This is a genomic window from Parahaemophilus parainfluenzae (genome assembly GCF_001053575.1).
In the GTDB taxonomy this organism is placed as follows: Bacteria; Pseudomonadota; Gammaproteobacteria; order Enterobacterales; family Pasteurellaceae; genus Haemophilus_D; species Haemophilus_D parainfluenzae_S.
The window spans coordinates 33,353-56,103 of the sequence record NZ_JVSL01000013.1; the positions used below are offsets into that span (position 1 = coordinate 33,353).

General features: G+C 40.6%; 30 protein-coding genes, 2 other RNA genes and 1 pseudogene. 9 read left to right on the forward strand and 24 right to left on the reverse strand.

What is annotated here, in order from left to right; genetic code table 11:
* The first annotated feature begins 148 nt into the window (after window positions 1–148).
* Window positions 149–1,402, forward strand: coding sequence for a paraquat-inducible protein A (locus AC979_RS01920; protein WP_032822728.1), 1,254 nt, complete (start codon window positions 149–151; stop codon window positions 1,400–1,402).
* The gene (locus AC979_RS01925; protein WP_049372656.1) at window positions 1,386–4,043 is read left to right on the forward strand and encodes a PqiB family protein; all 2,658 of its coding nucleotides are present in this window, start codon (window positions 1,386–1,388) and stop codon (window positions 4,041–4,043) included. The genes AC979_RS01920 and AC979_RS01925 overlap by 17 nt, the downstream gene beginning before the upstream one ends.
* 79 nt (window positions 4,044–4,122) lie before the next feature.
* On the opposite strand, the gene AC979_RS01930 is transcribed toward AC979_RS01925, so the two are convergent.
* Together AC979_RS01930 and AC979_RS01935 are read right to left on the reverse strand one after the other, a co-directional pair.
* Window positions 4,123–4,668, reverse strand: coding sequence for a KdsC family phosphatase (locus AC979_RS01930; RefSeq protein ID WP_049372657.1), 546 nt, complete (start codon window positions 4,666–4,668; stop codon window positions 4,123–4,125).
* Window positions 4,668–5,603 (reverse strand): KpsF/GutQ family sugar isomerase, encoded by a 936-nt coding sequence (locus AC979_RS01935; RefSeq protein ID WP_049372658.1) that lies wholly within the window; start codon window positions 5,601–5,603, stop codon window positions 4,668–4,670. Before AC979_RS01935 ends, AC979_RS01930 begins: the two co-directional genes overlap by 1 nt.
* A gap of 124 nt (window positions 5,604–5,727) precedes the next feature.
* Here AC979_RS01935 and rnpB point away from each other — a divergent pair.
* Window positions 5,728–6,104, forward strand: an RNA gene (gene rnpB, locus AC979_RS10080) — RNase P RNA component class A.
* 84 nt (window positions 6,105–6,188) lie between these two features.
* On the opposite strand, the gene dinB is transcribed toward rnpB, so the two are convergent.
* On the reverse strand, window positions 6,189–7,256 hold the full coding sequence (dinB, locus tag AC979_RS01940) for a DNA polymerase IV (protein ID WP_049372659.1): 1,068 nt from the start codon (window positions 7,254–7,256) through the stop codon (window positions 6,189–6,191).
* A 109-nt stretch (window positions 7,257–7,365) separates the two neighbouring features.
* Window positions 7,366–7,863 carry a hypothetical protein gene (locus tag AC979_RS01945; protein WP_049372660.1) on the reverse strand — a complete coding sequence of 166 codons (498 nt, stop codon included), beginning with the start codon at window positions 7,861–7,863 and terminating at the stop codon, window positions 7,366–7,368.
* Window positions 7,864–7,970: 107 nt separating this feature from the next.
* Here AC979_RS01945 and ssrA point away from each other — a divergent pair.
* Window positions 7,971–8,336: a transfer-messenger RNA gene (gene ssrA, locus AC979_RS10130) on the forward strand.
* A gap of 195 nt (window positions 8,337–8,531) precedes the next feature.
* Complete coding sequence (locus AC979_RS01950; RefSeq protein WP_049372661.1) at window positions 8,532–9,824, forward strand: integrase arm-type DNA-binding domain-containing protein; 1,293 nt, start codon at window positions 8,532–8,534, stop codon at window positions 9,822–9,824.
* On the opposite strand, the gene AC979_RS01955 is transcribed toward AC979_RS01950, so the two are convergent.
* From AC979_RS01955 to AC979_RS02005, 13 genes and pseudogenes are all read right to left on the reverse strand, one after another.
* Window positions 9,805–9,972: a helix-turn-helix domain-containing protein gene (locus AC979_RS01955; RefSeq protein WP_049367448.1), complete on the reverse strand. Its 168-nt coding sequence runs from the start codon at window positions 9,970–9,972 to the stop codon at window positions 9,805–9,807. The genes AC979_RS01950 and AC979_RS01955 overlap by 20 nt on opposite strands.
* Entirely contained in the window at window positions 9,972–10,484 is a 513-nt protein-coding gene (locus AC979_RS01960; RefSeq protein ID WP_049372662.1) for a MazG-like family protein, read from the reverse strand. Before AC979_RS01960 ends, AC979_RS01955 begins: the two co-directional genes overlap by 1 nt.
* Entirely contained in the window at window positions 10,459–10,653 is a 195-nt protein-coding gene (locus AC979_RS01965; protein ID WP_049372663.1) for a hypothetical protein, read from the reverse strand. Before AC979_RS01965 ends, AC979_RS01960 begins: the two co-directional genes overlap by 26 nt.
* 11 nt (window positions 10,654–10,664) lie before the next feature.
* Window positions 10,665–10,910, reverse strand: coding sequence for a hypothetical protein (locus AC979_RS10480; protein ID WP_049372664.1), 246 nt, complete (start codon window positions 10,908–10,910; stop codon window positions 10,665–10,667).
* A gap of 7 nt (window positions 10,911–10,917) precedes the next feature.
* Window positions 10,918–13,116 (reverse strand): replication endonuclease, encoded by a 2,199-nt coding sequence (locus tag AC979_RS01975; protein ID WP_049372665.1) that lies wholly within the window; start codon window positions 13,114–13,116, stop codon window positions 10,918–10,920.
* Between the two features lie 7 nt (window positions 13,117–13,123).
* On the reverse strand, window positions 13,124–13,432 hold the full coding sequence (locus AC979_RS01980; protein ID WP_005700155.1) for a hypothetical protein: 309 nt from the start codon (window positions 13,430–13,432) through the stop codon (window positions 13,124–13,126).
* Between the two features lie 118 nt (window positions 13,433–13,550).
* Window positions 13,551–13,721: pseudogene (locus tag AC979_RS10535) on the reverse strand (ANR family transcriptional regulator); the annotation flags it as partial.
* Window positions 13,722–13,798: 77 nt separating this feature from the next.
* Window positions 13,799–14,053 (reverse strand): hypothetical protein, encoded by a 255-nt coding sequence (locus AC979_RS01985; protein WP_049367455.1) that lies wholly within the window; start codon window positions 14,051–14,053, stop codon window positions 13,799–13,801.
* Window positions 14,054–14,061: 8 nt separating this feature from the next.
* Window positions 14,062–14,421, reverse strand: coding sequence for a hypothetical protein (locus AC979_RS01990; RefSeq protein WP_014064345.1), 360 nt, complete (start codon window positions 14,419–14,421; stop codon window positions 14,062–14,064).
* Between the two features lie 15 nt (window positions 14,422–14,436).
* Window positions 14,437–14,697, reverse strand: a complete 261-nt coding sequence (locus AC979_RS01995) for a hypothetical protein (RefSeq protein WP_049372666.1) — start codon at window positions 14,695–14,697, stop codon at window positions 14,437–14,439.
* Window positions 14,698–14,789: 92 nt separating this feature from the next.
* Complete coding sequence (locus AC979_RS10235) at window positions 14,790–15,032, reverse strand: hypothetical protein (protein ID WP_080351297.1); 243 nt, start codon at window positions 15,030–15,032, stop codon at window positions 14,790–14,792.
* A gap of 81 nt (window positions 15,033–15,113) precedes the next feature.
* Entirely contained in the window at window positions 15,114–15,437 is a 324-nt protein-coding gene (locus tag AC979_RS02000) for a hypothetical protein (RefSeq protein WP_049372667.1), read from the reverse strand.
* 19 nt (window positions 15,438–15,456) lie between these two features.
* Window positions 15,457–15,669 (reverse strand): helix-turn-helix domain-containing protein, encoded by a 213-nt coding sequence (locus AC979_RS02005; protein WP_014064343.1) that lies wholly within the window; start codon window positions 15,667–15,669, stop codon window positions 15,457–15,459.
* Between the two features lie 118 nt (window positions 15,670–15,787).
* Between AC979_RS02005 and AC979_RS02010 the strand changes: the two genes are divergently transcribed.
* From AC979_RS02010 to AC979_RS02025, 4 genes are read left to right on the forward strand one after another with little or no spacing between them, the layout of a single operon-like run.
* Window positions 15,788–16,462 (forward strand): XRE family transcriptional regulator, encoded by a 675-nt coding sequence (locus AC979_RS02010; RefSeq protein WP_049372668.1) that lies wholly within the window; start codon window positions 15,788–15,790, stop codon window positions 16,460–16,462.
* A gap of 8 nt (window positions 16,463–16,470) precedes the next feature.
* Complete coding sequence (locus AC979_RS02015; protein WP_080971290.1) at window positions 16,471–16,986, forward strand: BRCT domain-containing protein; 516 nt, start codon at window positions 16,471–16,473, stop codon at window positions 16,984–16,986.
* A complete protein-coding gene (locus tag AC979_RS02020; RefSeq protein WP_049372669.1) occupies window positions 16,983–17,720 on the forward strand; it encodes a hypothetical protein in 738 nt (245 codons plus the stop codon). The genes AC979_RS02015 and AC979_RS02020 overlap by 4 nt, the downstream gene beginning before the upstream one ends.
* Before the next feature lie 33 nt (window positions 17,721–17,753).
* A complete protein-coding gene (locus AC979_RS02025) occupies window positions 17,754–18,026 on the forward strand; it encodes a hypothetical protein (protein ID WP_049372670.1) in 273 nt (90 codons plus the stop codon).
* A gap of 22 nt (window positions 18,027–18,048) precedes the next feature.
* On the opposite strand, the gene AC979_RS02030 is transcribed toward AC979_RS02025, so the two are convergent.
* The 7 genes from AC979_RS02030 to AC979_RS10440 form a co-directional block, all read right to left on the reverse strand.
* Window positions 18,049–19,242 (reverse strand): phage late control D family protein, encoded by a 1,194-nt coding sequence (locus AC979_RS02030; protein WP_049372671.1) that lies wholly within the window; start codon window positions 19,240–19,242, stop codon window positions 18,049–18,051.
* A complete protein-coding gene (locus tag AC979_RS02035; protein ID WP_005700061.1) occupies window positions 19,242–19,679 on the reverse strand; it encodes a phage tail protein in 438 nt (145 codons plus the stop codon). The genes AC979_RS02030 and AC979_RS02035 overlap by 1 nt, the downstream gene beginning before the upstream one ends.
* A 328-nt stretch (window positions 19,680–20,007) precedes the next feature.
* Window positions 20,008–20,154 carry a GpE family phage tail protein gene (locus AC979_RS02040; protein ID WP_005700138.1) on the reverse strand — a complete coding sequence of 49 codons (147 nt, stop codon included), beginning with the start codon at window positions 20,152–20,154 and terminating at the stop codon, window positions 20,008–20,010.
* A complete protein-coding gene (locus AC979_RS02045; protein ID WP_005700107.1) occupies window positions 20,154–20,447 on the reverse strand; it encodes a phage tail assembly protein in 294 nt (97 codons plus the stop codon). Before AC979_RS02045 ends, AC979_RS02040 begins: the two co-directional genes overlap by 1 nt.
* Window positions 20,448–20,525: 78 nt before the next feature.
* Complete coding sequence (locus AC979_RS02050) at window positions 20,526–21,032, reverse strand: phage major tail tube protein (protein WP_005700105.1); 507 nt, start codon at window positions 21,030–21,032, stop codon at window positions 20,526–20,528.
* Between the two features lie 3 nt (window positions 21,033–21,035).
* Window positions 21,036–22,220, reverse strand: coding sequence for a phage tail sheath subtilisin-like domain-containing protein (locus tag AC979_RS02055; protein WP_049372672.1), 1,185 nt, complete (start codon window positions 22,218–22,220; stop codon window positions 21,036–21,038).
* A gap of 133 nt (window positions 22,221–22,353) precedes the next feature.
* Window positions 22,354–22,751: hypothetical protein (locus tag AC979_RS10440; protein WP_161797281.1), on the reverse strand; the 398-nt coding region annotated here is incomplete at its 5' end.

Here is a 22,751-nt window from a genome sequence, read left to right on the forward strand (position 1 = left end):
AAAATAAAAACTTGCACAGTTTACCGCACTTTTATAAGGATTGACAATGGTTGGGCGGAATAATTCCGTTTTTAGTACAGATGTATAACTTCACAAATCCCCTTAATTAAGGCTAAAATAGTTCACTTTTTAAATTTTTGATGAAACAATGACAAAAACACCTGATTTTACTCATGCTACTTATAAACTAGTGCGTTGCATAGGATGCGATGCAACGGTGTCTGTTTGTCGTCCTCAAGAAGGGGAATACGCGCAATGTCCGCGTTGCCATCATAAATTGCAATCGGGAAGTCGTTGGTCACTTAAACGTTGTTCATTAATCGCCCTTTCTATCTTAATTTTAATGCCATTTGCTTTAGGCTATCCTTTATTGAGCTTAGATTTACTAGGTACCAAAATTGATGCTTCTGTTTGGAAAGGGATTTGGAAAATGGCAGTAGAGGGATATTCCTATACTGCATTTATGATTTTCATCTGTGCTGTTTTAATGCCTGTCTCTTTTGCAATTTTAGTCATTATGTTGCAGATTTCTAAATTACTCAAAATTAAGCCTCGTAATGTCTTATTATTTGTGGGTTATATTAAGCCTTGGGTGATGTTCGACGTCTATTTAGTTGCACTGGCTGTTACCATGTTTAAAGTGCGCGAATATGCCACATTAGAAGTGGATGTGTATTTAATTGCTTTTGTTTTTACTGCGCTTTTAACCACTTTATTATTTATTAAAATTAATTTAGATGATTTATGGCATGATTTTTATCCCGATCAGAAACCGGTTACCAAAAGTGATAAACCGTTAGAGCTTTGTACCGCTTGCGATTACACTTTTTTAAAAGAAGATCAACAATACGATCACCGTCATCGAGCCATTTGCCCACGTTGTGCGTCGCTTATTGAAATACCAGAGAGTGTAAAATTACAACGTGTTTGGGCGACATTAGTGGCGGGGATTATCATGCTTTTCCCTGCAAACTTACTCCCAATATCTGGCGTTTATTTGACAGGAAGTTTGTCACAAGATACCTTGATGTCGGGTGTGATGTCATTTATAAGCATGGGCAGCTATTTTGTTGCTTTCGTGGTATTCTTCGCCAGTATTTTTGTGCCCGTAAGCAAAATCCTGATTATGTTGTATTTACTGGCTAGCGTGCATTTTAAATGGCGACATTCAATTAAATGGCAAATGCGATTATTACATATCGTTCACTTTGTGGGACGTTGGTCAATGCTGGATCTTTTTGTGCTAGCCTTGATGATGTCTCTAGTAACACGCGGACAGATTATTAATTTTACTGTAGGCCCTGCGGCATTTTATTTCGGTGCAGCAGTGTTTTTAACTATGATTTCAACTTCTCAGTTTGATAGTCGATTAATTTGGAAAATTTATGACAGAAAACAATAAACCAGAATCTCAATCTATTGATGAGCAATCTAACAATGTAGAAGCGTTATTACGTAAGAATAAACGCATCTCACCGTTTTGGTTGTTACCTTTTATCGCATTATGTATTGGTGCCATTTTATTTTTCCAAATTGTACAAGAACGAGGAAAGACTATTACGATCACGTTCTCTAATGGAGCAGGGCTCGTTGCAGATAAAACCCCTATTCGCTATCAAGGTTTGCAAATTGGTGTCGTGAAGAAGGTTAACTTTACCGACAATATGCAAAAAGTGAAAGTTGAGGCAAATATTTATTCTGAAGCGACAGAGGTGTTAAAAGAAAATACCAAGTTCTGGCTTGTTCAGCCAAGTGTGTCTCTTGCAGGGATTTCAGGCTTAGATTCTTTGGTTTCAGGAAATTATATTACCCTCCAACCAGGTGATGGTGATTCAGAAGATGAATTTATTGCGGAAGAGCAAGGCCCTATTGCACAAGTCAATCCTGGGGATTTATTAATTCATTTAATTTCAGATGATTTAGGATCAATTTCGATTGGTGCTTCTGTGTATTTCAAAAAAATGCCAGTCGGGAAAATTTATGATTACCGATTTAATAAAGACAATAAAGTTGAAATTGATGTAGTAATTGATAAAGCCTTCGCGCATTTTGTGAAGAAAGATTCACGTTTCTGGAATATTAGCGGTATTAACGCCAATATTAATTCATCCGGTATGAATGTGTCGGTGGAAAGTTTAAATGCGGTGGTGCAAGGTGCCGTATCATTCGATTCGCCATCAGATAGCCCTCAAGCGGTGACTAATAGCAATTATATCCTTTATTCTAATTTACAAGCGGCTAAACGCGGGATTGAAGTTGAGGTGACTCTACCTGTTTCTGCTGGGTTACAAGCAGGACAAACCTCTGTTTATTATGGTGATGAGCAAGTTGGTTTGCTTTCGTCTTTAAGAACAGTCGAAAACAATGAAGATATTTTGCAAGGGACATTATTAATTGAGCCAAGTCAGGCTAATCTCTTAAAAACCAATACGCATATTGTGTTGAAAAGTCGTAAGTTAGATTTAGGTGATATTGCTAATCCACAGAAATTCTTCCGTGGTGATTATTTCGAAATTATTCCAGGAAGTGGAGAAAGCAAAACGCAATTCGAAGTCATTCGAGAAAATGAGTTATTGCTCAAAGCTCCAAATACGTTGGTTTTAACCTTAACGGCACCAGAGACTTATGGTATCGCGGAAGGACAATCCGTGTTTTATAACAATATTGCCATTGGTCAAATTGTGAAGCAGCACTTAAATGTTGATGGCGTCAAATTTGAAGTGGCGATTGCATCAGAATATCGCAATCTTATTCATGAAAACACCCAGTTTGTCGCTGCCTCTAATTTTGATGTGAGTTTGGGTATTGATGGCTTACGTTTTGAATCTGCGACACCATCAAAATGGTTGCAAGGTGGCGTGCGTGTCTTAGCGAAAAAAGGAAGTGGCGCACCGCATTCTACCTATCCACTTTATAAGGATATTAGCAGTGCAGAAACAGGTGTTACGGGCAACTTAGTGAATCCAACGATTGTGTTACATTCCACTAATTTGCCAAGTATTAGTAAAGGTTCTGTGGTGCTTTATCGTCAGTTTGAAGTGGGTAAAATTATTAACGTAAGACCAAAAGCCAATAATTTTGATATTGATGTGTACATTTATCCGGCTTATCAAGATCTTCTAACAGATAAAAGCGTATTCTGGGTTGAAAGTGCGGCACAGATTGATATTACGCCGAAAGGCATTAGTATCCAGGCATCACCGGTTGCTCGTTCATTAAAAGGCGCAATTAGTTTTGATAATACGGGTTCAGGCAAAAATAAAACACTTTATCCAAGTGAACTTCGAGCTAAATCAGCTGGGCAAGTGATTACGTTAATAACAGATGATGCAACCGCTTTAAGTAAAGGAATGAGTTTGCGTTATCTTGGTATGAATGTTGGTGAGGTTGAGCAGATTGCCCTTGATCAAAAAACAAATCGTATCACAGCAAAAGCATTAATTAACCCAAGTTATATGGGCATGATTGCAAAAGAGGGGACGGTATTTAAAGTGATTTCCCCACAAATCTCAGCGGGTGGAATTGAAAACTTAGATAGCCTTTTACAGCCTTACATTGATATTGAGTTAGGCAAAGGTCCAGCAAAAACACAGTTTAATTTAGCGCAAACCGCACAACCTCGAAATAAATACAGCAATGGCGTGCCATTTATTTTGGAAACGAGTGATGCGATGAATTTAACGGAAGGATCACCAGTGCTTTATCGCGGTGTTGAAGTGGGAACCGTTCGTAAGTTTGAATTGAATTCTTTAGGCGATCGAGTGTTGGTACATATTGCGATTACACCGAAATATCAACATTTGGTACGTAAAAATTCAGAGTTCTGGGTTTCATCGGGTTATGATTTCAACCTTGGTTGGAAAGGCGCAGAGTTTAATACCGGTAGTGTACAACAATTGTTGAAAGGCGGTATTTCGTTCTCGACTCCATCGGGTACGGTCGTTCAACCACAAGCTACGGAAAATCAGCGCTTTATGTTGCAAGTGAAGAAACCAGCTGAAGCACCAACTTGGAATTCGGGTGCTTTACCGGCAAATCAATAAAACATAAAAAAGAAATAACCGCACTTTTAATAATCAAAGTGCGGTTATTTTTTAGATATTTTGAATAGTGTTATAGGTGTTATTGTCCCATATTTTTGACTGATTTTAAAAAGCCTTTGGCTGAAGTATAGACTTCATCTTTGCCCTGAGCATGTAAAATCATATCGGACATTTCTCGGAAAGCGCCTTTCCCGCCTCCAAGTGCAAGCACATAATCCACGGCATTTTGCACATAAGGTGCAGAATCTGCCACGGCAAAAGAAAGGCCACAGGTGGCAAAAGCGGGGAGATCGACACTGTCATCACCAATATAGGCTGTTTGGTCCGCGGTAACACCGGCTTGTTTCATAAGATCCAAACAAGCACTTTCTTTTTCAAGCTTACCTAAAAAGAATAATTTAATTCCGAGATCACTAATTCGCTTACGCAGAATCGCCGAATCTCTGCCCGATAATACGGCTACTTGAATACCTGCATCTATCAACATTTTGACACCAAGTCCATCGCGCACATGGAAACTTTTAATCGCTTCGCCATTTGCATCATAATGGAGTAGTCCGTCAGTTAATACGCCATCGACATCGGTGATGACCAATTTAATTTTCTTTAATTTTTCGTTAATCATTAGCTTGAGAACTCCACTAAGCCCACAACATTATTTTCATCATTGACCACAACAAGAGAGTGAATTTTCTTCTCTTTCATCAAGTCTTCCGCTTTCGATAAGAATTCATTTTCATGAATAGTTTTTGGTGACGAGGTCATCAATTCTTTCGCGGTCTTATTAAGCGTGTCAGCACCGTTAGCCGTTAATGCTCGGCGCACATCACCATCGGTAATAATGCCTTTAAGTTGTTGGTTTTCCATGACTAATGCCACACCCATACGACCTTCATTCATAATAGTTAAGCAATCAGTGAAGCTGGTATCTGGTGTGGTAATCGGCAATCGAGTTTGCATTTGATCTTTTACTTTGCATAACAAACGACGGCCAAGGCTGCCACCTGGATGAAATTTCGCAAAATCAGCCGGTTGGAAATGACGTGCCGTAATTAATGAAACCGCAAGAGCATCGCCTAAGGCTAAAGTCACTAACGCAGAAGTGGTTGGTGCGAGGTTGTTTGGACAGACTTCGCGTTCGACAGTGATATCCAAAACATAATCCGCATGGCGAGCAAGCGTTGAGTTTTTATTGCTGGTTAATGCAATAATTTTATTGCCAAAGTTTTTCAAACTTGGAATGAGTTTATTTACATCATCGGTTTCACCGCTATAAGAAATCAGCATCACAATGTCGATGGGTTTTAACATACCTAAATCGCCATGAAAGGCTTCTGTCGGGTGAAGGAAGAAACTTGGTGTTCCTGTAGAAGCAAAAGTCGCCACCATTTTTTTGCCAATTAGCCCCGATTTACCAATGCCACCAATGACCAAACGACCTTCGCAAGCAAGGATAAGATCGACAACTTGAGAAAACTCATCATCCAAGCGTTGGCTTAGTTGTGCGAGCGCTTGGCTTTCAACGGAAAGGGTTTCTCGTGCGATTTGTAAATAATTCATAGGAAATCCTTATGATAAAAGTGCGGTTGAAAATAACCGTGTTTTGCAGGGCTATTCTAACGGAAGTTATTAAAAATAAGAATGAAAATTTGACCGCTCTTTGAATTCCCCCTATACTACGCCGCGAGTTGGTTAGACAATCGCTGGTTTATTGAAGCCCTTAACCGTGTTCGCACGACCTAGTGGGACAAGTAAACGAGAGGAAAGTCCGAGCTACAAAGGGCAGAGTGCCGGATAACGTCCGGGCGGCGTGAGCCGACGACCAGTGCAACAGAGAGCAGACCGCCGTGAAAACGGTAAGGGTGAAAGGGTGTGGTAAGAGCACACCGTGCCGTTGGTAACAACGTGCAGCAAGGTAAACTCCACTCGTAGCAAGACCAAATAGGAACTCAATGGATGACCCGTCCAGAGTTCGGGTAGGTTGCTTGAGCGACAGAGTAATTTGTCGCCTAGAGGAATGATTGTCCACGACAGAACTCGGCTTATCGACCAACTCAACAAATTCATAAAAAATGACCGCACTTTTGTTTTTTCAATTCTAATTTGAACGGAATGAATAAAAGTGCGGTCATTTTCTTTTGTGTCTTACCACAAGCTCATTTGTTCTAAATGGCTTTCTTCCGGTAAATTTACGTGTAATCCCACGAGACGAATGGATTTTCCGTGGCTACGTTGCCAAATTTGTTCCAGTAATTGCTGAAAGCTTTTTAACGATAAAGTTAAGCCAGTTTTTTCTAAGGTCGTCACCTGAAAGTCTTCAAATTTTAATTTCACCCCAATTTTTCGAAAAGCGGTTAAGGGGATATTTGGTGCGCTTCGTTCAATGCGACGAATAAGTTCGGCATAGAGATTATCCAGCAGCGCTATACCTTGTTCGAGATGACGAATATTTTCGGACAAAGTGCGTTCTACGCCGATAGATTTTCGTTCTCGATGTGCTTGAATTTCACGATCATCAATGCCATGGCTAAAATCCCAAATTCGCTTGCCCATTTTCCCGAAGATATTTAACAGAATAGATTGATCAAGTTTTTGTACATCTTCGCAAGTTTCTAACCCCATTTTCAGTAAACGTTCAGAGGTGACTTTGCCCACACCAGGGATTTTTTTCAATGGCAACGTTTTTACAAACTGCTCAACTTCATGAGGTTGAATCACAAATTGTCCGTTCGGTTTATTCATATCGGAAGCAATTTTGGCGAGAAATTTAAGGGGCGCCACACCAGCAGAGGCGGTCAGCTTTAATTCATCAAAAATGGCTTGGCGAATTTCTTGTGCGATCCAAGTAGCAGATCCTGAACATTGCGTACAATCCGTAACATCCAAATAAGCTTCATCTAAGGAAAGTGGCTCAATAATAGAAGTATAGCGTTGAAAGATCTGATGAATTTGTGCGGATACCTGTTTATAAAGGGGCATATTAACTGGCACTAAAATCAGATTCGGGCATTTTTTGATGGCTTGTGCCGTAGGCATCGCACTGTGTAGCCCAAATTTTCGAGCCTCGTAATTACAGGTAGTGAGCACACCACGTTGTCGAGAACTACCACCCACTGCGACAGGTTTGCCCTGTAGCGTTGGATTTTCACGGATTTCAACAGAGGCATAAAAGCAATCCATATCAATGTGAATAATTTTTCGGGTGGAGTTCATGCTATAAGTGCGGTCAAAATTAGGCGTGTTTTTAGTATATCGAAAAGAAAATAACTGTTCAAGTATACAGTTATTAAAAAGCCCACATTACGTGGGCTAGATAAGAAAATTAACGATCAGAAAGAACGGTTTTATCACCAAACAGGATAACGCGTTCAATAGGATAAACATCAATTTTTTCTTGTTGGTTCATAAAGACTTTACGAGCATCTTCAGCCAATTGAACAAACGGAATTTGTAAATTAATATTGATGGATTTACCCGGTTGTAATGGAGTTTCTAAATTGATTTGCATATCTTGGCTGTAAATAACTTTACGGTTATTCACATATACGCCCACCCATTGAATGTTTTTGATTGGTTTTTGACCAATGTTAGTGATTTCATGTTTGAATGCACTTAATGCTTGGCCATTTTCATCAACCACCATTTCACGATTACCAATATTGATGGCAAGATATTTGTCAATGTTATCACTCGCTTTTGTCACTTGTTGAGTTGCTTGTGTTGTTTTTGCGGGTGTTGCTTCTTTTGCAATAACTTGTGTGTTAAATGCTAAACATAATGCACCTAATGAAAGTGCGGTCAGAGATTTTAATGTTTTCATTATTCGATTCCTTATAAAAAAGTGGCAAAATTTTACCCTAACTTCTATGGTTAATAAATAGCTTCTTTTCCTTTCTTGGATTTTTTGATAAACTGCCGAACGATTTTGGGGCTGATTCTGGATTCGACGGGATTAGCGAAGCCCAAGGTGCACGTCGAGGTGCGGTAGGCCTCGTAAATAAACCGCAAAAAAATAGTCGCAAACGACGAACAATACGCTTTAGCAGCTTAATAACCTGCTCATAGCCTTCGCTCCCCAGCTTCCGCTCGTAAGACGGGGATAAAGCGGAGTCAAACCAAAACGAGATCGTGTGGAAGCCGCTGTTTGAGGATCGAAGCACTAAATTGAATCAAACTAGCTTAAGTTTAGCGTGTCTGTCCGCATGCTTAAGTGAAATTAAAGACGAGACTAAACGTGTAGTACTGAAGGTAGAGTAATTTCGGACGCGGGTTCAACTCCCGCCAGCTCCACCACAAAACAAGATCTAAAAAGATCATAAACGGTCAAATTTATTGAAAATTCAATGATTTGACCTTTTTTGTTTAGTGTCTTAATACTGCTTAAAAGATCAGTTGATTTCACAAACGATCACAATTTTTAGTAGTAAAAATGGAAGTAAGAACTTACAATGCGCAAAATCTTACTACCATTTACAGAATTTTGTGATTATGGCAAAAATCGTCAAACAGCTTACTATTGCACAAGTGAACAACGCCAAAGCGGCGGAGAAGATCTATTATTTATTCGATGGGGAAGGGCTGAAACTTGTCGTCAAGCCCAACGGCGTGAAAACGTGGGTGTTTAATTACAAACGCCCTTACACATTAAAACGCACCGAAAAAACCATCGGCACTTATCCCACTGTATCGTTAAAAGATGCACGTCAAAAAGCGCAAGAATTCCGCCAACTCTTAGCCAATAAGATTGACCCGCACGAATTTGAGCAAAAACAAGCCATAGAAGCATTGAAAGAGCAGTGCAGTACATTTGCTTATGTTGCTAATGAATGGCTGTTATATCGCGCGAAAATCGGCAAAGAACAAGGCAATTACACAGAGAGAACGAAAATTGACACAGAACGACGTGTCAATGCTGCCATTGATTTAATTGGTGACGTGCCTTTCAAAGAATTGACCTTAAAACACGGCTTATCCGTGCTTGAACCCCATCGCCAATCAGGTGCAACGGCTGAATTGAAAAAGCGTTACTTGGTTTTAAAGTCAATCGCAGAATATGCCGAACGTTTTGAATATTGGGAAAACAACAAATGGAAATATCTTGGCGATGATCTCCCTGCAGTGAATAAAAACAAACATCACCCGTCAATTCATTACAAAGCTTTACCGGAATTTATGATTAGCCTTGCACGGGCCAACATATCCCAAACGGTGCGACTTGCGATTTTATGGGGATTGCTCAATGCCACAAGGGCGAGCGAAACCGTCAGTGCAAAATATTCTGACATCATCGAACATGAGAATTTACCGAATGGCAAAGTGTGGCAAGTAGTCATTTCAAAAGGCGGGAAAGGGGAGCGGCTGCACCTTGTGCCATTAAGCAAACAGGCAGAAACCTTGCTTTCATATATCAAGCAACACACAAACAAGGAATATTTGTTCCCGTCCACTTTGTCAAAGGCGAGAAATGAAAAGCATATCAACAGCCAAACGCCGAATGAAGTTATTAAAACAATGGACGGTGGCAAATACAAAGGCACCATGACAAATCATGGTATTCGGTCGATATTCAGCAGCTATTGCAATGATAATCGCCTAGAACTCGGATTAGATAAAGAAGTCATCGAAATTTGCCTAAGCCATTTGAATTCCGATGAAATAAGAAACGCCTATAATCGGGCGGAATATCTTCCTTACAGATTAAAGACGTTTCAAGAATGGGCAAACTATGTTGAAAAATGTGCGAATGGTTTATTCAAAGAAATTATTGCCGACAAGTCTTAATGTATTCGTTCAAGTCGCTTTCCGCAATCTTGCGGGAGCGACCGAATTTATAAGACTTTAACTTGCCACTAGAAATCCAACGTTTCACGGTGGCTTCTGAACAAATGCCAGTCTGCACGATCTCTTTTATTGAAAAATAACGTTCCATTATAAATCACCTTCTTTCACAAACACGCCGTCAATCATACGCCCTTTGCGGTCTTTGATTTCATCCCATGCCGCTTGCACACAATCGTGTATATTTAAATCAAAATGATCTGTAACTTCTAACAGTTGAACAAAGCATGTCATAAAAAAAACACTAATATTTGCATGACTGCTTAACTCATGTCTTAAAAGATGCAACGCATACAATGAATTAATTAAATGATCTTCAATATCAACTTTATTGTTGCCGTATGGTTCAACAAATTCGGCAACTGCACCCGCTGAAAGCATTTCATCTTTCTTGCGTTGTGCGGCCAAAATCACCATCACCACAAAGCAATCCCCGATGCTATCTTTCACCACATCAATTTTATTTTTAGATACGCCACTGCATAGCTCCCCGAATTCTTCCATTAATTTAATGAATTGTTTTTTCGGTGTAGAACCTTCAATCAAATTGCGAGCTTCTGCCCAATTTTCGATATTTTTAATAAGTTGTGTTAATGTTGTCATTTAATGCCTCATTTGTGTTAATTTTGTCTATTGATAGTTGTTTTTTACTTTGCCGATTAAAAGAATCTAATTCATGTACTGTGCCATCATTATATAAAGCCAATCCACCCGCTTGTGGGTCATTTTCATTAAAATAAATAACTTGAATAAGTTCCTTAATTACAATCATGATATTTAACTTTAATCCTGCGGAATATCATTAAGTCTGAACCATTCACCACCTTCAAATTTTTCATCGGTAATTTGAATCCCTCTTTGCCATAAAGTACCATCATCACACAAAGCAATAATTTCTCCCATGTACCCATGGTTGCTCAAATTATTTGACATAGCTATTTGCACAATTTTTCTTACTGGCGAATTTACGCCACTAGATATCCGTTCCACTGACGGTTTTACTTTTATTGTTTTTTTCACTTTTTCCATAATTCACCTACATTTTCCCCAATCTTTCCCAAAATCCAGTCACTTTCTGACTAAATTTTTTCACAGAAAAGAGCGGGATTTTTTCTTCTTTTATAAAAACGTTGTCGTTTTCATAACAAATCCACTGAAAGTCATTAATCCGTAACCGTTTATGTTTGATTAATAGATCAATTTGTGAACGATTAATCATAAATCCGATAGGTAAAAGTGCATTTTTTACCTTTTGTTCAATTTCTGAACGGTTACAGTTACTGACACAAGTCCAAGCGTCGCTACGCTCCTTGTTTGTTTCGGTGGTCTCCGCATTGGCATCAGTTGCAACATCTGCCACTGTGCCTTTTTTGATAACCCAATTTTTTAATTTTGTTCTTACGCTTGCTAAACTGAAACGATTCTTCACCCCCACAATTTTCTTTCTTGTTTCGCCGTATTGGTTCGGCTCGCTTTCTTCATATTCCACGCACAACGGCTGATCTTCACGTTTAGCCATTGCGCCCCCTTGCAACTCTAAATAGCTTGCAAAACAAGACACATCACAAACTGCTTGCGCGTCTGCAATGGTTTTGTCATCCACATCATCTAACTGCCATTTCTCCAATTTGCGTAATTCACGCCACACAGAAATTGGCGGGTTGCCGTAAAACTGGAATTGACGAATGCCCCAAAGGTTCGCCCACGCACGCACCCGTTGCACGTTTTCGTCGAGTTTCAATCCTTCCACTTCGTCCGATGTTTCGTCTTTCTGATTGCCCGCATAAATATTTTTGGCAATGTATTTCGCAATATAAGAAACGGCAGAACCTTTTGCAGGGTCAATTTCATCTACTCTGCAGCGGTGTTTTTTCGCCCCGAATTCATCGCCGTCTAGCTCTAAAGCTTTTGATTTAAATAAACGGATCACTTCTTCTTTATCTTCTGCTTTCACATACACAAGCAAGTGCCAGTGTGGAGTGGCGTCATGGTGCGGTTCAACGCCACGCATGCCAAAAAAGCCAATGCCACGTTTAGCAAACAATGCCCGCAACTGCGCCCAATTCTTGCTTAAATAAGCGTGTGTTGTGCGTGGGTCTGCACCTTTCCATTTCTTATTATTTGTTCCGTTGTTATGGGTTGCGTGGAAAGATGATGGGGCGGTCATGGTTAAGAACAATGACACATAGCCTTTTTCTGTTGCCCATTCGTCCACGCCACGCAAGCGGTTCATCATCTCGTTAAAACGAATGGCAGGATTACCGGAAGATTTTTGCCACATTGCCATCAATTCCACCTGTTCGGATGGATCGTCAATGTTTTCAATAATCATCTGTTTTAAATATTCCAAGTTGGCTTTTTGTTGATTGCGGTAATCGCTCAATGCACCTGTTGAAATGTAAGGGCTGACTTTTGCCGACACTTCGCCGCAACCAATCGCCAAATGCTCGACAAGGCGTTTTTGCGTGCTGCGTAATGTGCGGAACCAGTATTTTTCGCATACCACACGCAACAATTCGCCTTCTTGCTGTTGCACAGAAAGGCGTTTACCTTCTTCAAGGCGGTGTTGGCTTTTAAGCGGAAAGCCAATGTTTTTGCAAACATCAGCACAAAGGCGGTGCAGTTCACTGCTTAAACGTGAAAAATCGACCGCACTTAATAGCCCAACGGCTTTTTGATTGGCACAATCTTCCACGAAATCGCTTTGCAATCCGTTGAAGTGTAAGGCGAGTTTATAGGCGATTTCTTTTAATTGGCGTTCGCCTAATAGGTAGAAATGCAAGCCTTTACTATCCACAGGCTTTTGCATGGCCAAGTTGGCTGAATAGTGTTTGCGTTCAAGCAACCACGAAACAGAAATGCGATATTGCTCAAAAACGGCTTCCAAACGATTTGTCAACACATCACGCAAGGTTGTGTTGGCAATGCGGGCTTGTTTATTGCCTAAGCTAAAACTAATTGACCCATCATCTTTCACACTGCGATAAGCTCGCAGCCACACATTGCGGAAGTGTTCACGTTGGCGTTTGCGTGGTAAATCTGAAAGCAGTTTTTCAACATAATCAAAATGATTAGGCGCAACCGCAAATAGCTCAATTTGTGCGGCAGTTGCTTGCGGCAAGTCTAAAGTGCGGTGAGTTTTAGCCGCACTTTCCATTCTTGCCAAACGAGCTTCTTCCATCGCTGAATCACGTTTAGCGATGTTATTGTCTCGTTGTTGCTCCCAGTTCATCATTTTATTTCTATGCTCTTTGTAAGTTTGCTAAATATTCATTGTGCTGATCAAAGTAATCTTTAATGGCTTGATTGGTTGAGTTGATCGCACTTTCCATTTCAGTGAGTGAAAGCACTTCATATTGTGCTAAGGCAAAGTTGCGGACTTCATTTACTGCACCAATGATGGTGTTGTGTAATCGCCCAATCACTCTGGCTTTTTGTTTTCGCCAACCGTCACTATCTGCGACAATCTCTAAGACTTGAAAGCGGTCGCCAATCTTGGTGATTTGTAATTCGGCTCCGCAATCTAAATTGATGTAAATATCGGTACTCATTTTGTTTTCTCCTTAAAAGTGCTTGCTTATCCAACTTGCCAACCAACACAAGGCGGCATCTAATAAGGCGGCAGCCATAAAACAGCCCAACATCACTACCGCCAATCCAATGAAAAAATCACTCATTGCCTTTCTCCAAGAAATCCTTGAAATCTAACTGTCTGCTTTTTCTAACCTTGATTGCGCCTGTATCAATGGCGGCTTTAAAACAACGATCTGCACGTGCAAAGCACCAATCTTCATCCGGTGTACTTGGTGCTAACTGATAGGCTTTGCGCCAAAATTGTGCGGCTTTTAAATATTATTCTGCACGTTCTGCTTCTGCTGCAGTTTCGCTTGCCGTTCTAAAGGCGATGAATTTTGTTCTCATGCTGTTTTTCTCCGTGGATTGGCTTGCCATTGCTCCCAATCTCTGTATTTTTGTAAAAAGATTTGGCGTGCTTTTGTCGCCAAGTCGCCGTTTTCAATAAATTCATTAAATGCTTGTCTTGCTTGTTCTTCATCGCCTTTGTCTAAGTGATAGATGTAAGCGAATAATTTTTCCTGTGCCTTATCGAGTTTTTGATAATATTCCTTTGCCACAATGCTCAATGCGCCACGGCTTAAAATCACGGTTGCCATACGTCCCCCTAATTCAATGCTTTATCAATCAATGTGAATTCGCGTTCGGTAATGCCTTTCGGAAACATCCCCGAAATCAACCGCACTTTGCGAAATGCCTTGGCGATTTTGCGTTGTCCGTTTTCGGTGTAGTGGTGTAGTTTCTCGCCTGAAAATGTGGTGCTAACTAAATCATTGATGTCGAGTTCTGCCATTGCCAACAGGATTTCTCTTTCGCCTTGTGAAAGGTTGCTGAAAGCGTATTCCACGCGATAGCGACTTTTACCGATCACATGGCGGCAATCGCCCCAACTTTGCACAGGCTCAACCGCAATTTGATTTTCTTTGCAGAATTTTGCCGCCGCACTTTCTTTGCCTGAAACGTACATCACACGCCCCCTTGCTTATTTCCCTTGAACCCAACTTAACCAACGGCCAAACATCCCTTGCTTGCTCCAACTTGCTTTTTCAAGCAGTGCCACACGGTCGGAAAGTGTTTCATTCAATAGCACTTGTTGTTGGTTTAAGTTGATTTGATGTTGAAGATGACGTTTAATTGCTTGGTTCTGTACTTCCAACGCTTTTACACGTTTTTCTAACTGATACACATTCACACGTTCTTTGTGTGTTTTCCCGTTGTCGTACACATAGTTTTTACGTGACATTTTCTTGTTCTCCCTAAATTTTGGTTGCAAAAATCCTGTCGCATGAATTTCTTCAAACGACTGTGTTTAAAAATCTTGATTGAAGTTAAAGACTAGATGTCGATTTCTTGCTGACGCTCGTCAATCTGATTTAACGGCTTATTCGCACTTAATGCTTCTGGGCGGTCGTTATAGATTGGCGTTCTTACTCTTGTAATTTGGCTTTGCACTCTTAATTCTGTGCCGCAGTTGTTGCAGTAAGCCAACACGTCGATTGACAACAAACCGATCTTTTCGGAAGTTCGCACACGGATGTTGTTGCTTCCGCAATTTGCGCATTTATGATCTACGTTCACTATTTACCCACCTAATTTGTTATACTCAATTTGATTTATTCACGATTAACAAAGGAACCGACACTATGAATGAAGAACAATTTATCGAATTGACCGTAGAAAATTCACAAAATCGCCTACGCATTCACGCGCTTGAGCAAATTCTTGCTCTGCTTTTGCATCATAAAACTGTCCAGCAGCATCAAGCACTCCATCAATATTACGAATACATACGCGACCAGCATCTAAACAATTTTTCTCTTGATGAAGATCAAGCAGAAAAGATTGAAGCAATATTTGACGCGCTTGAAGATGTTCTACAGAAGTAGAATCGTCATAAAATAACGTGAATGAAAGACGGTATTTGCCGTCTTTTGTTTTGCGAAGAAGAAATTTTCCGCCCGCTTGAATTGCTGTTTCACACATACACACCACCTTTTATTGTTTAACTATTCCGAATCACTGCCCAATCCACATCGGGGCGTAAATCTTCGGCTCTTACTTTGCCTTCTGTTGCTTTGATAATGGCGGGAATATATTTCACATCCATTTTTCCACCGCAAAGCCACTTAAGCACCGCTGTTTGGCTCACTCCGCAAGCTCTAGCAAGGGAAGATTGCCCGTTGCAAAGTGCAACTGCTTGTTTAATTCCTTTCATAAAATCACCTTTCAACCTAAGTTGAAATAGATATTACTACCAAAGTTGAAGAGATGCAACTATTATTCACTTGTTTTTTTAAAACTTAAGTTGTATTTTTACAAACAGGAGAATTTTTATGTCAGATTTAGCAACTCGCCTTCAAGATTTATTGCACGAAAACCGCCTTTCCGTTAATGCTTTTTCAAAGCAGGTTGGCGTTTCTCAACAAGCTATTTCAAAAATAGTTCGAGGCGAAACCTTAAACCCTAAAAATATTTTAGAAATTGCGACCGCACTTAATGTGGACCCGCATTGGTTAAAAACAGGTGAAGGCGACCCTGATCCGTCTTATCGCATTGTAGAAGTGAGCGAACCGCAAAACCCAAACACAGTGCGGATTGATATTTTGGACGTGGAAGCGAGTGCCGGAAACGGGGCATATTTAAGCCCAACCGAACAAGGCTTGCTTTCACAAGAATTTGATTTAACGTTCTTCCGTCAACAATTTGGACGTGCTGATGCAAAACATTTGAAGTTGATCACAGTGAAAGGGGATAGCATGGCGCCAACCCTTGAAAGCGGTGATTTGCTTTATGTGGATATTTCCGAAAATTACTTTGCCGCCGATGGTCTTTATGTTTTCACCTTTGACGGCCAAACATTCATCAAACGCTTGCAAAAAGTGGGAAAAGAAATGCTCGTCATTTCCGACAACCCAACATACAAAGAATGGACATTCACGCAAGATGACGATGTATTTATCCACGGACGTGTTGTTTTCAGCATGCCGATGAAGTGGCGGAAGTGGTAGGAACTAACATGGCAATGGAAAAGTTTGTTGTTTACATGAATGCTCACAAGGAAGTTAATGCATATCACATCACCAATATTGCCGAAAATGATGTTTACTTAATCGGCTATTGTCACGCTTATGGCAGAGTATTGACACTTCGTCATGACAGAATAATTCAAGAGTTTGACAATATTGAAGATGCGAAACAATATGCTTTGAACGTTCCCGATGATAAATTCCACCTTTACGATAGCTTAATCAATTCTCAAAAGCGGGAATTAAAGAAAAATCCACCTTGCCTTTCTGTTACGTTTTGTTTTAGTGGATTTAAAGCTGCTGCAAAAGAAGAGATGATACAACTCGCAATCGATCACAATTTGCGAGTTGTTTCAGATGTTTCCAGTAAAACTGATTTTTTGGTTATCTGTGAGAAGTCAAAAACAGTCGGCCCATCTAAATTAGCGAAAGCAGAAAAGCACGGTGTGAAAGTTATTTATGAAGATGCTTTTTTCTATATGCTTGAGACTGGTGAAATAAAATGAATGATTTTGATAAAGAGAAACTGTGGGCTGAACTTGTGACGATTAACAATAACAATAAATTAGATCTTCCTATACGGCTTTACAACCTTATTTATAATTCAGAATCATTTACAGAAACGCTGCATGCTTCAGCAAATAATATACTAAAAAATATAAATCTAAGAGATATACAAGACCTTTTAAAACCATCACATTCTGAATTGCTTAAAAATTCGCTAATGGAAATAGAATTAAATAAAATGTTCAATTCGGATTCTATTTATAGCGCATTAAAGATAGCTAATAAGGTGGCGATAATTTCAAAGTCTGCTCTTGAGAATGAAATTACTGATGATGAATTTGATTCTAGCATCCAAGATTTACCAAGTGTTTCTTCTGAAGATGTTGATGCATTTGAAAATGAAGAAGATCTTGCGCTTCAAGAAGTTGCCTGTTCCATCTGGGTATTAATTCTACAAGCCTTTCAGCAAAATAAGCCTAAAATAATTCCTGTTTTGTTTCACATATTATTTTTCATTTTGCAATATTCAGGAGAGAAAGGACTCGATTATATTTTTGATGATCATCAACAAGAACACGTAATGGCAATGATAGAACAAGACCAAAAAGAATTAAAAGAACTTAAAGAACAGAATAAAGTCATTTTAGATGAAATTAAGTCTTTAAAGTCTCAAGCCAGTGAAGAACAAGACAACAAGCAAACGCCAGAAGATGGTCCCTTTGATATTATATAATAATGCTACATTTTATTTATGTGCGGGGTGCTTATGACAAACAATGACTTACTTAATCTTTATAATTTAGAAAAGAGTAGTTATGATTCTTATGGAACTTGGCGAACATCACTGCTATTAGGTTGGGTATTCAATCTTATTATTAATATAAGCTCTAATTTCTACGATTCAAAACATGGCATGGTAATATTTGTGATTTCAAATTTTGTGCTATTTGTTGCCTTTGTAATTCTTACCGTTCAAAGAGAACAGGCAAACAAGCGAGTGTCGCAAATTATGAAAATGCTATTAAATAAAAATCCATAATATAAGCCCTCATTTGAGGGCTTTATTTTTTCACCTTTTTCACGTCCACTTCTTCATCTTCCACTTTCAATTCGCATTCAATCTGACTGGTAAAGCCGCTGTCTGAAAGATTGTGTGTTACTCTTGTAATTAGCCAATTGGTTGCATCAATTTCGGCTTTAAACCCTGAAAGTTCAATCGGCGTTTCTGGCATTAAATCAGGTTCACCAAAAGCGAGACCAAGACTAAATGTTGCGACGCCACGTTTCAGCTTATCAAAGGCGGATTTGGCGGCAGTGATGGCAGTTTTTTCGCTTGCGTATGTGTGCCGCAGTGATTTTATTTGAGAACTGTCACTTGTAATGGGTTCTTGTTGCTCAATTTCGTTGTATTTGCGTTTGCTTAATCGTCTTCCTTTCACGGTACCGTTTTTCAGCGTTCTGCCTTTCGTCATTCGCTGTTTTTTCACAATCTTGGTGTTTTCATCCACTGTGATTTCGCCACGCTTGCCGCTGTCCGTATCGTGCCAATACGCCCTCACGGCTTTGTAGTTTTCACTTTCAGCAATAGAAAAATTGTAGTTGTCGCCATTTTTGCGGGTGATTTTACGCAGTGGAATATCTTTCCCTGTGGCGGTTTTCCCTTTGCCTAATGGCATAAATAGCAACGTGCCATTTTTCACCGTACACATTGCCCCGTGTTCTTCGGCAAGGCGTGTCAGCAAATTAATGTCACTTTCGTTGGTTTGGTCGATGTGGTCGATTAAGCGGTTTGCAAGCTCTTTCGCCACTTGGCTTTTGAGCTTGTTTCCTTGTGCAATTTCGTTGACGATTTCGCCCAATTTCTTTTGATGAAATGACCGCTCTTTTTGTTCGGTGAACGTGCCTTTTAAATCTGCCGCTCTTGCCCGAATGGTGAGCTTGTCGGCAGATGATGCACCGCCTGAAAACTGCACTTCATCGACAGAATATTTCCCTTTGTCAATTAGTGGTGCGCCTTTCCAGCCAAGGGCAAGGCTGATTGTGGCATTGCGTGGCGGCAAAGCCAGTTTGCCGTCATGGTCGGATAATTCTAAGTCGAGCGTGTCCGCTTCTAATCCGCGATTGTCGGTTAAAGACAAATTGATCAGACGGCTTGATACCACTTGCGTGATGTCTTGCTGTTTGTTGTCTTTCGTGGTGATCACCACTTTAAAAGCGGGGGTGCGGTGATTGTCGTTAAAGTCTAAGCCTAACATTAAAGATTACTCATTAAACTGTCTGCAATGGCAATCAGCATCGGATCGTCAGTGCGTTTAAGGTTCATCGTGAAGTCAATGGCACGGGGTGCGCCATCGCCAAAGAATTCTGTGCGGGTTTCTTGGATATTTTCAATCACAAAAAAGCCGATAATCTCAAAAGTTGCACCATCAATCAGCGGAAATGCACCGCCACTGTCTGCCATTAATTCCAACGCTTTAATGGAAAATCTGCCGCCCGTGATTTCAGGGATAAGTCGCCCGCCGATTGTCACGGTTTCGCTTTCCTTTCCGGTGAATTGTGATTTCGGCATTGCGCCCACAATCGCATTAGTTGGATGTCGCCACGTTGATGTGCGGTCTAAGCTTTGGAAAGGCACGGTTTGCCGTGTAAAAACAAACATCCCAAGTGCGGCTAAAGCAAAGTTTTGAAACATTATTTATCGTCCTCAACTTTGACGGTCATTAACATCAATAAAACATCAATAAAAATAACCCATCCCCACCCGTCAATGTTGTGATACATCAAAAACGTGGCGTACCCTGTGACAGCAATAATTGATAAAAAATAGAAAAAGAAGATTAGAATTGATTTCATGTTTTATCCTAAAGAAAAGTGCGGTCAAAAAATCCCGTGATTTCTGACCGCACTTGGTGAGTTAGCGAAAGAGAAATGCAATGCCGAAAATCACAAGCAACCAAAATGAGATGGAAAGAATAAAGATTCCACGCCACACAATATGCCGTGGCATATTCAATAAATAATTAATCATTTTCTGTTTCATTTCGTTCCCTTGCTTTTTCTCGCCATGTCATTAATTCGGCAAATGTCATTTGCTCAAAGGCTTGTGGTTGCCAATGGAAAATTAATGCAATGTCCGCCATGGCATCTTCTACCGTGGCGGCAATCATTATTCGGTCGCTTCCGCTTCCGAATTCTTCCCTAAAAAACCGACAGCCACCGCCGCAAGCTCGGTGAAGTCTGCCACTTCCATTGTGGAAAAGTCAGATTTGTGCAACACAGGATTTGTCACGCGTGTGAGTAACACTTGTAATGCGTCCACGTCCATTTGTAACACGTCAAACATTTTCAAGCCTTTTAATGCCGGCACGGTTGGTTTGTTTACTGTGATTTCGGTGATTTTAGTTTCGCCACGCACAAGCGGATTCGTTAATGTGATCACTTTGCTGTTTTCGTTTTTCATTTTTTATACCTTTAAAAATGCCACGCTTAAGCGTGGTGGAGTGATTTAATAAAAGCCCCTTGCGGGGCTAGGTGGAGATTAGATGCCAATCGCTGAACGGTGTTCTGCCAAGCGGTCAGTGCCGCCGACAATAAAGATTGAGTTGAGCAAATCAATCTCGACCAAATCTTTGCCGTTTTCGATGATTTTGTAATAGGTTAATGGCACGGTGTAGCTTTGTTCGGTGTCATCGCCTGATTTGCTTGTGCCGTTGTCAATTTCGCTGAAACGACCACGCATAATCAATTCAATGGCGGTGACTTCTTCCGTGTCGTCTTGTTGATATGCACCCGCAAAACGTAATGCTGAACCGTCAATTTTGCCGCCAAATTCTTTGATGAGTTCGGTCATGTAACCGCCCATTTTGAATTGCGCTTCCAAGCCTTCCACGCCTAAATTCACTTTCACTGGACCAATCATGCCGCCTGCACGGTATTCTTCCAGTTTCATTGCCAATTTAGGTTGGGTAATTTCGGTGACTTGGCCACGGTAAGAATTACCGTCTGCCAAGAAGTTCATGAGTTTTAATTTACGTGGTAAAGCCATTTGTTATGCTCCTACTTTGGCAATCTCTGCGGCGAATTCCACAAGGTATTCATCGCTGATGTATTGGTTAAAGCCTAATTGTTCTAATGGCGGAACAGGGCAGTAATCATAAGACACAAGTAATTTTGCATCTTTCAAGGTTGCGGCAGTGTTCAGTGATGAATTGATAAATGCTTTACCACCGACTAAGTAACCTTTCGCCACATATTCACGCCATTTCGCATTAATCGCTTCCACGATTTCTTTCACCAACATCACACTGATGTTTTTATCCACTGCCCAATCAAAGGATTGTGCGATAGTGTCTTTCAACACTTGTGCTGTGCGGGTGTAGTTTTCGTAGATGAATAATTTGTCGGCTGAACAGGTGCGTAATCCCCATAGCTTGAAGCCATTGTGATTCACACAACAGGTGATGCCTTGTTCGTTCAAGTAGTTGACATCGGTCGCACTGTCGTTAATGTCAAATGAAAGTGGTTTAGTGACGCCAGTCACGCCAGTTAATCCTTTATTTGAAATGCAAGTGTGCCAGCCGTATTCTTTGTCTTGATACGCACGCATTGCTGCCGCACGGACAACGGCATAATCCACTTCAGTTGCTTTGGTGTTCGGGTTGAACGATAAGAAGTCACCGAAAATCAGCATTAATTCACGCTGTGAGAAATTACGGCGATAAGTCACCGCTTCTTCTTTGGTTTTGGCTGAACCGCACGATGCATACACAAAGCCATTCAGTTTTTTCGCCACGCTTAAAAGCTCGGTGGTAACATCTTGGCTGTCATACTTCGGCACGCAGAAAATACGCGGTTTCACGCCACAAACGGCAGCAGATACCAAGAACGCTTTTAAGCCAGTGTAATTGCCGTCGCTGTCCACTGTGCCGATGACGTTTGCTTTCATGGTGCTTTCATCGTCGTTTTCTTCCACACGAATGACGACCACTTTACAATTCACGATGTCCGCAATGCCATCTAACGCACGGGATAATGTGCCTTGTTTACCGGCTTTCGCTTGAACTTCGGCGGTGATACCTGTTAAAAGAGTGGGTTTATTGAGTGGGAAAACAGTTGCGTCTGCATCTGCTGCCGTTGCCACTAAACCGATCACGGCAGTGGATGATGTGGTGAGTGTTCGCAAGGCTTCGGCAATTTCCGTTACCTTGACCCCATGGAGATATTCATCAGACATATTTTAGCCCTATGGTTTCTATTGGTTAAATAATGTCTTTATTGTGATCGAGAGAATAGAGCAGTGCGAGCGGTTGGAAGTGTGAAAAACGGGGTAACAAAATGCGGCCAAAATTGACCGCATTTTATTTAAATTAAGGCAGAACTTCAGGGAATGGGTCGTCAGTTATCCAACTGACGACTGGAAGACGCATATAATCAAGGTCTGTTGTTGGTACTTTATCCCTAAATCTTAACTCAATATAAGCTCTATCACTTAGACTAGCAACATACACCACTGCAACCTCATCACCGTCATCGCTATAAAAAGGAAGCATAATAGGCGTGCGTGTACGGAAGCCAGCTGGTATTCTCGGAGGGGGTAAAATATCCATTCGCTTGGCGTGATTTTTCCTCGTGAATTTAGGATTACTGCTCCCGTAAAAAGAAATAGTGTCCCAACGCCCCGCATAGAAAGAACACTCAACTCTGTTATTCACTCGTCTTAAATGAATAGCCCCTTCTTTAATATTTACAGAAATGTTAGATAGTC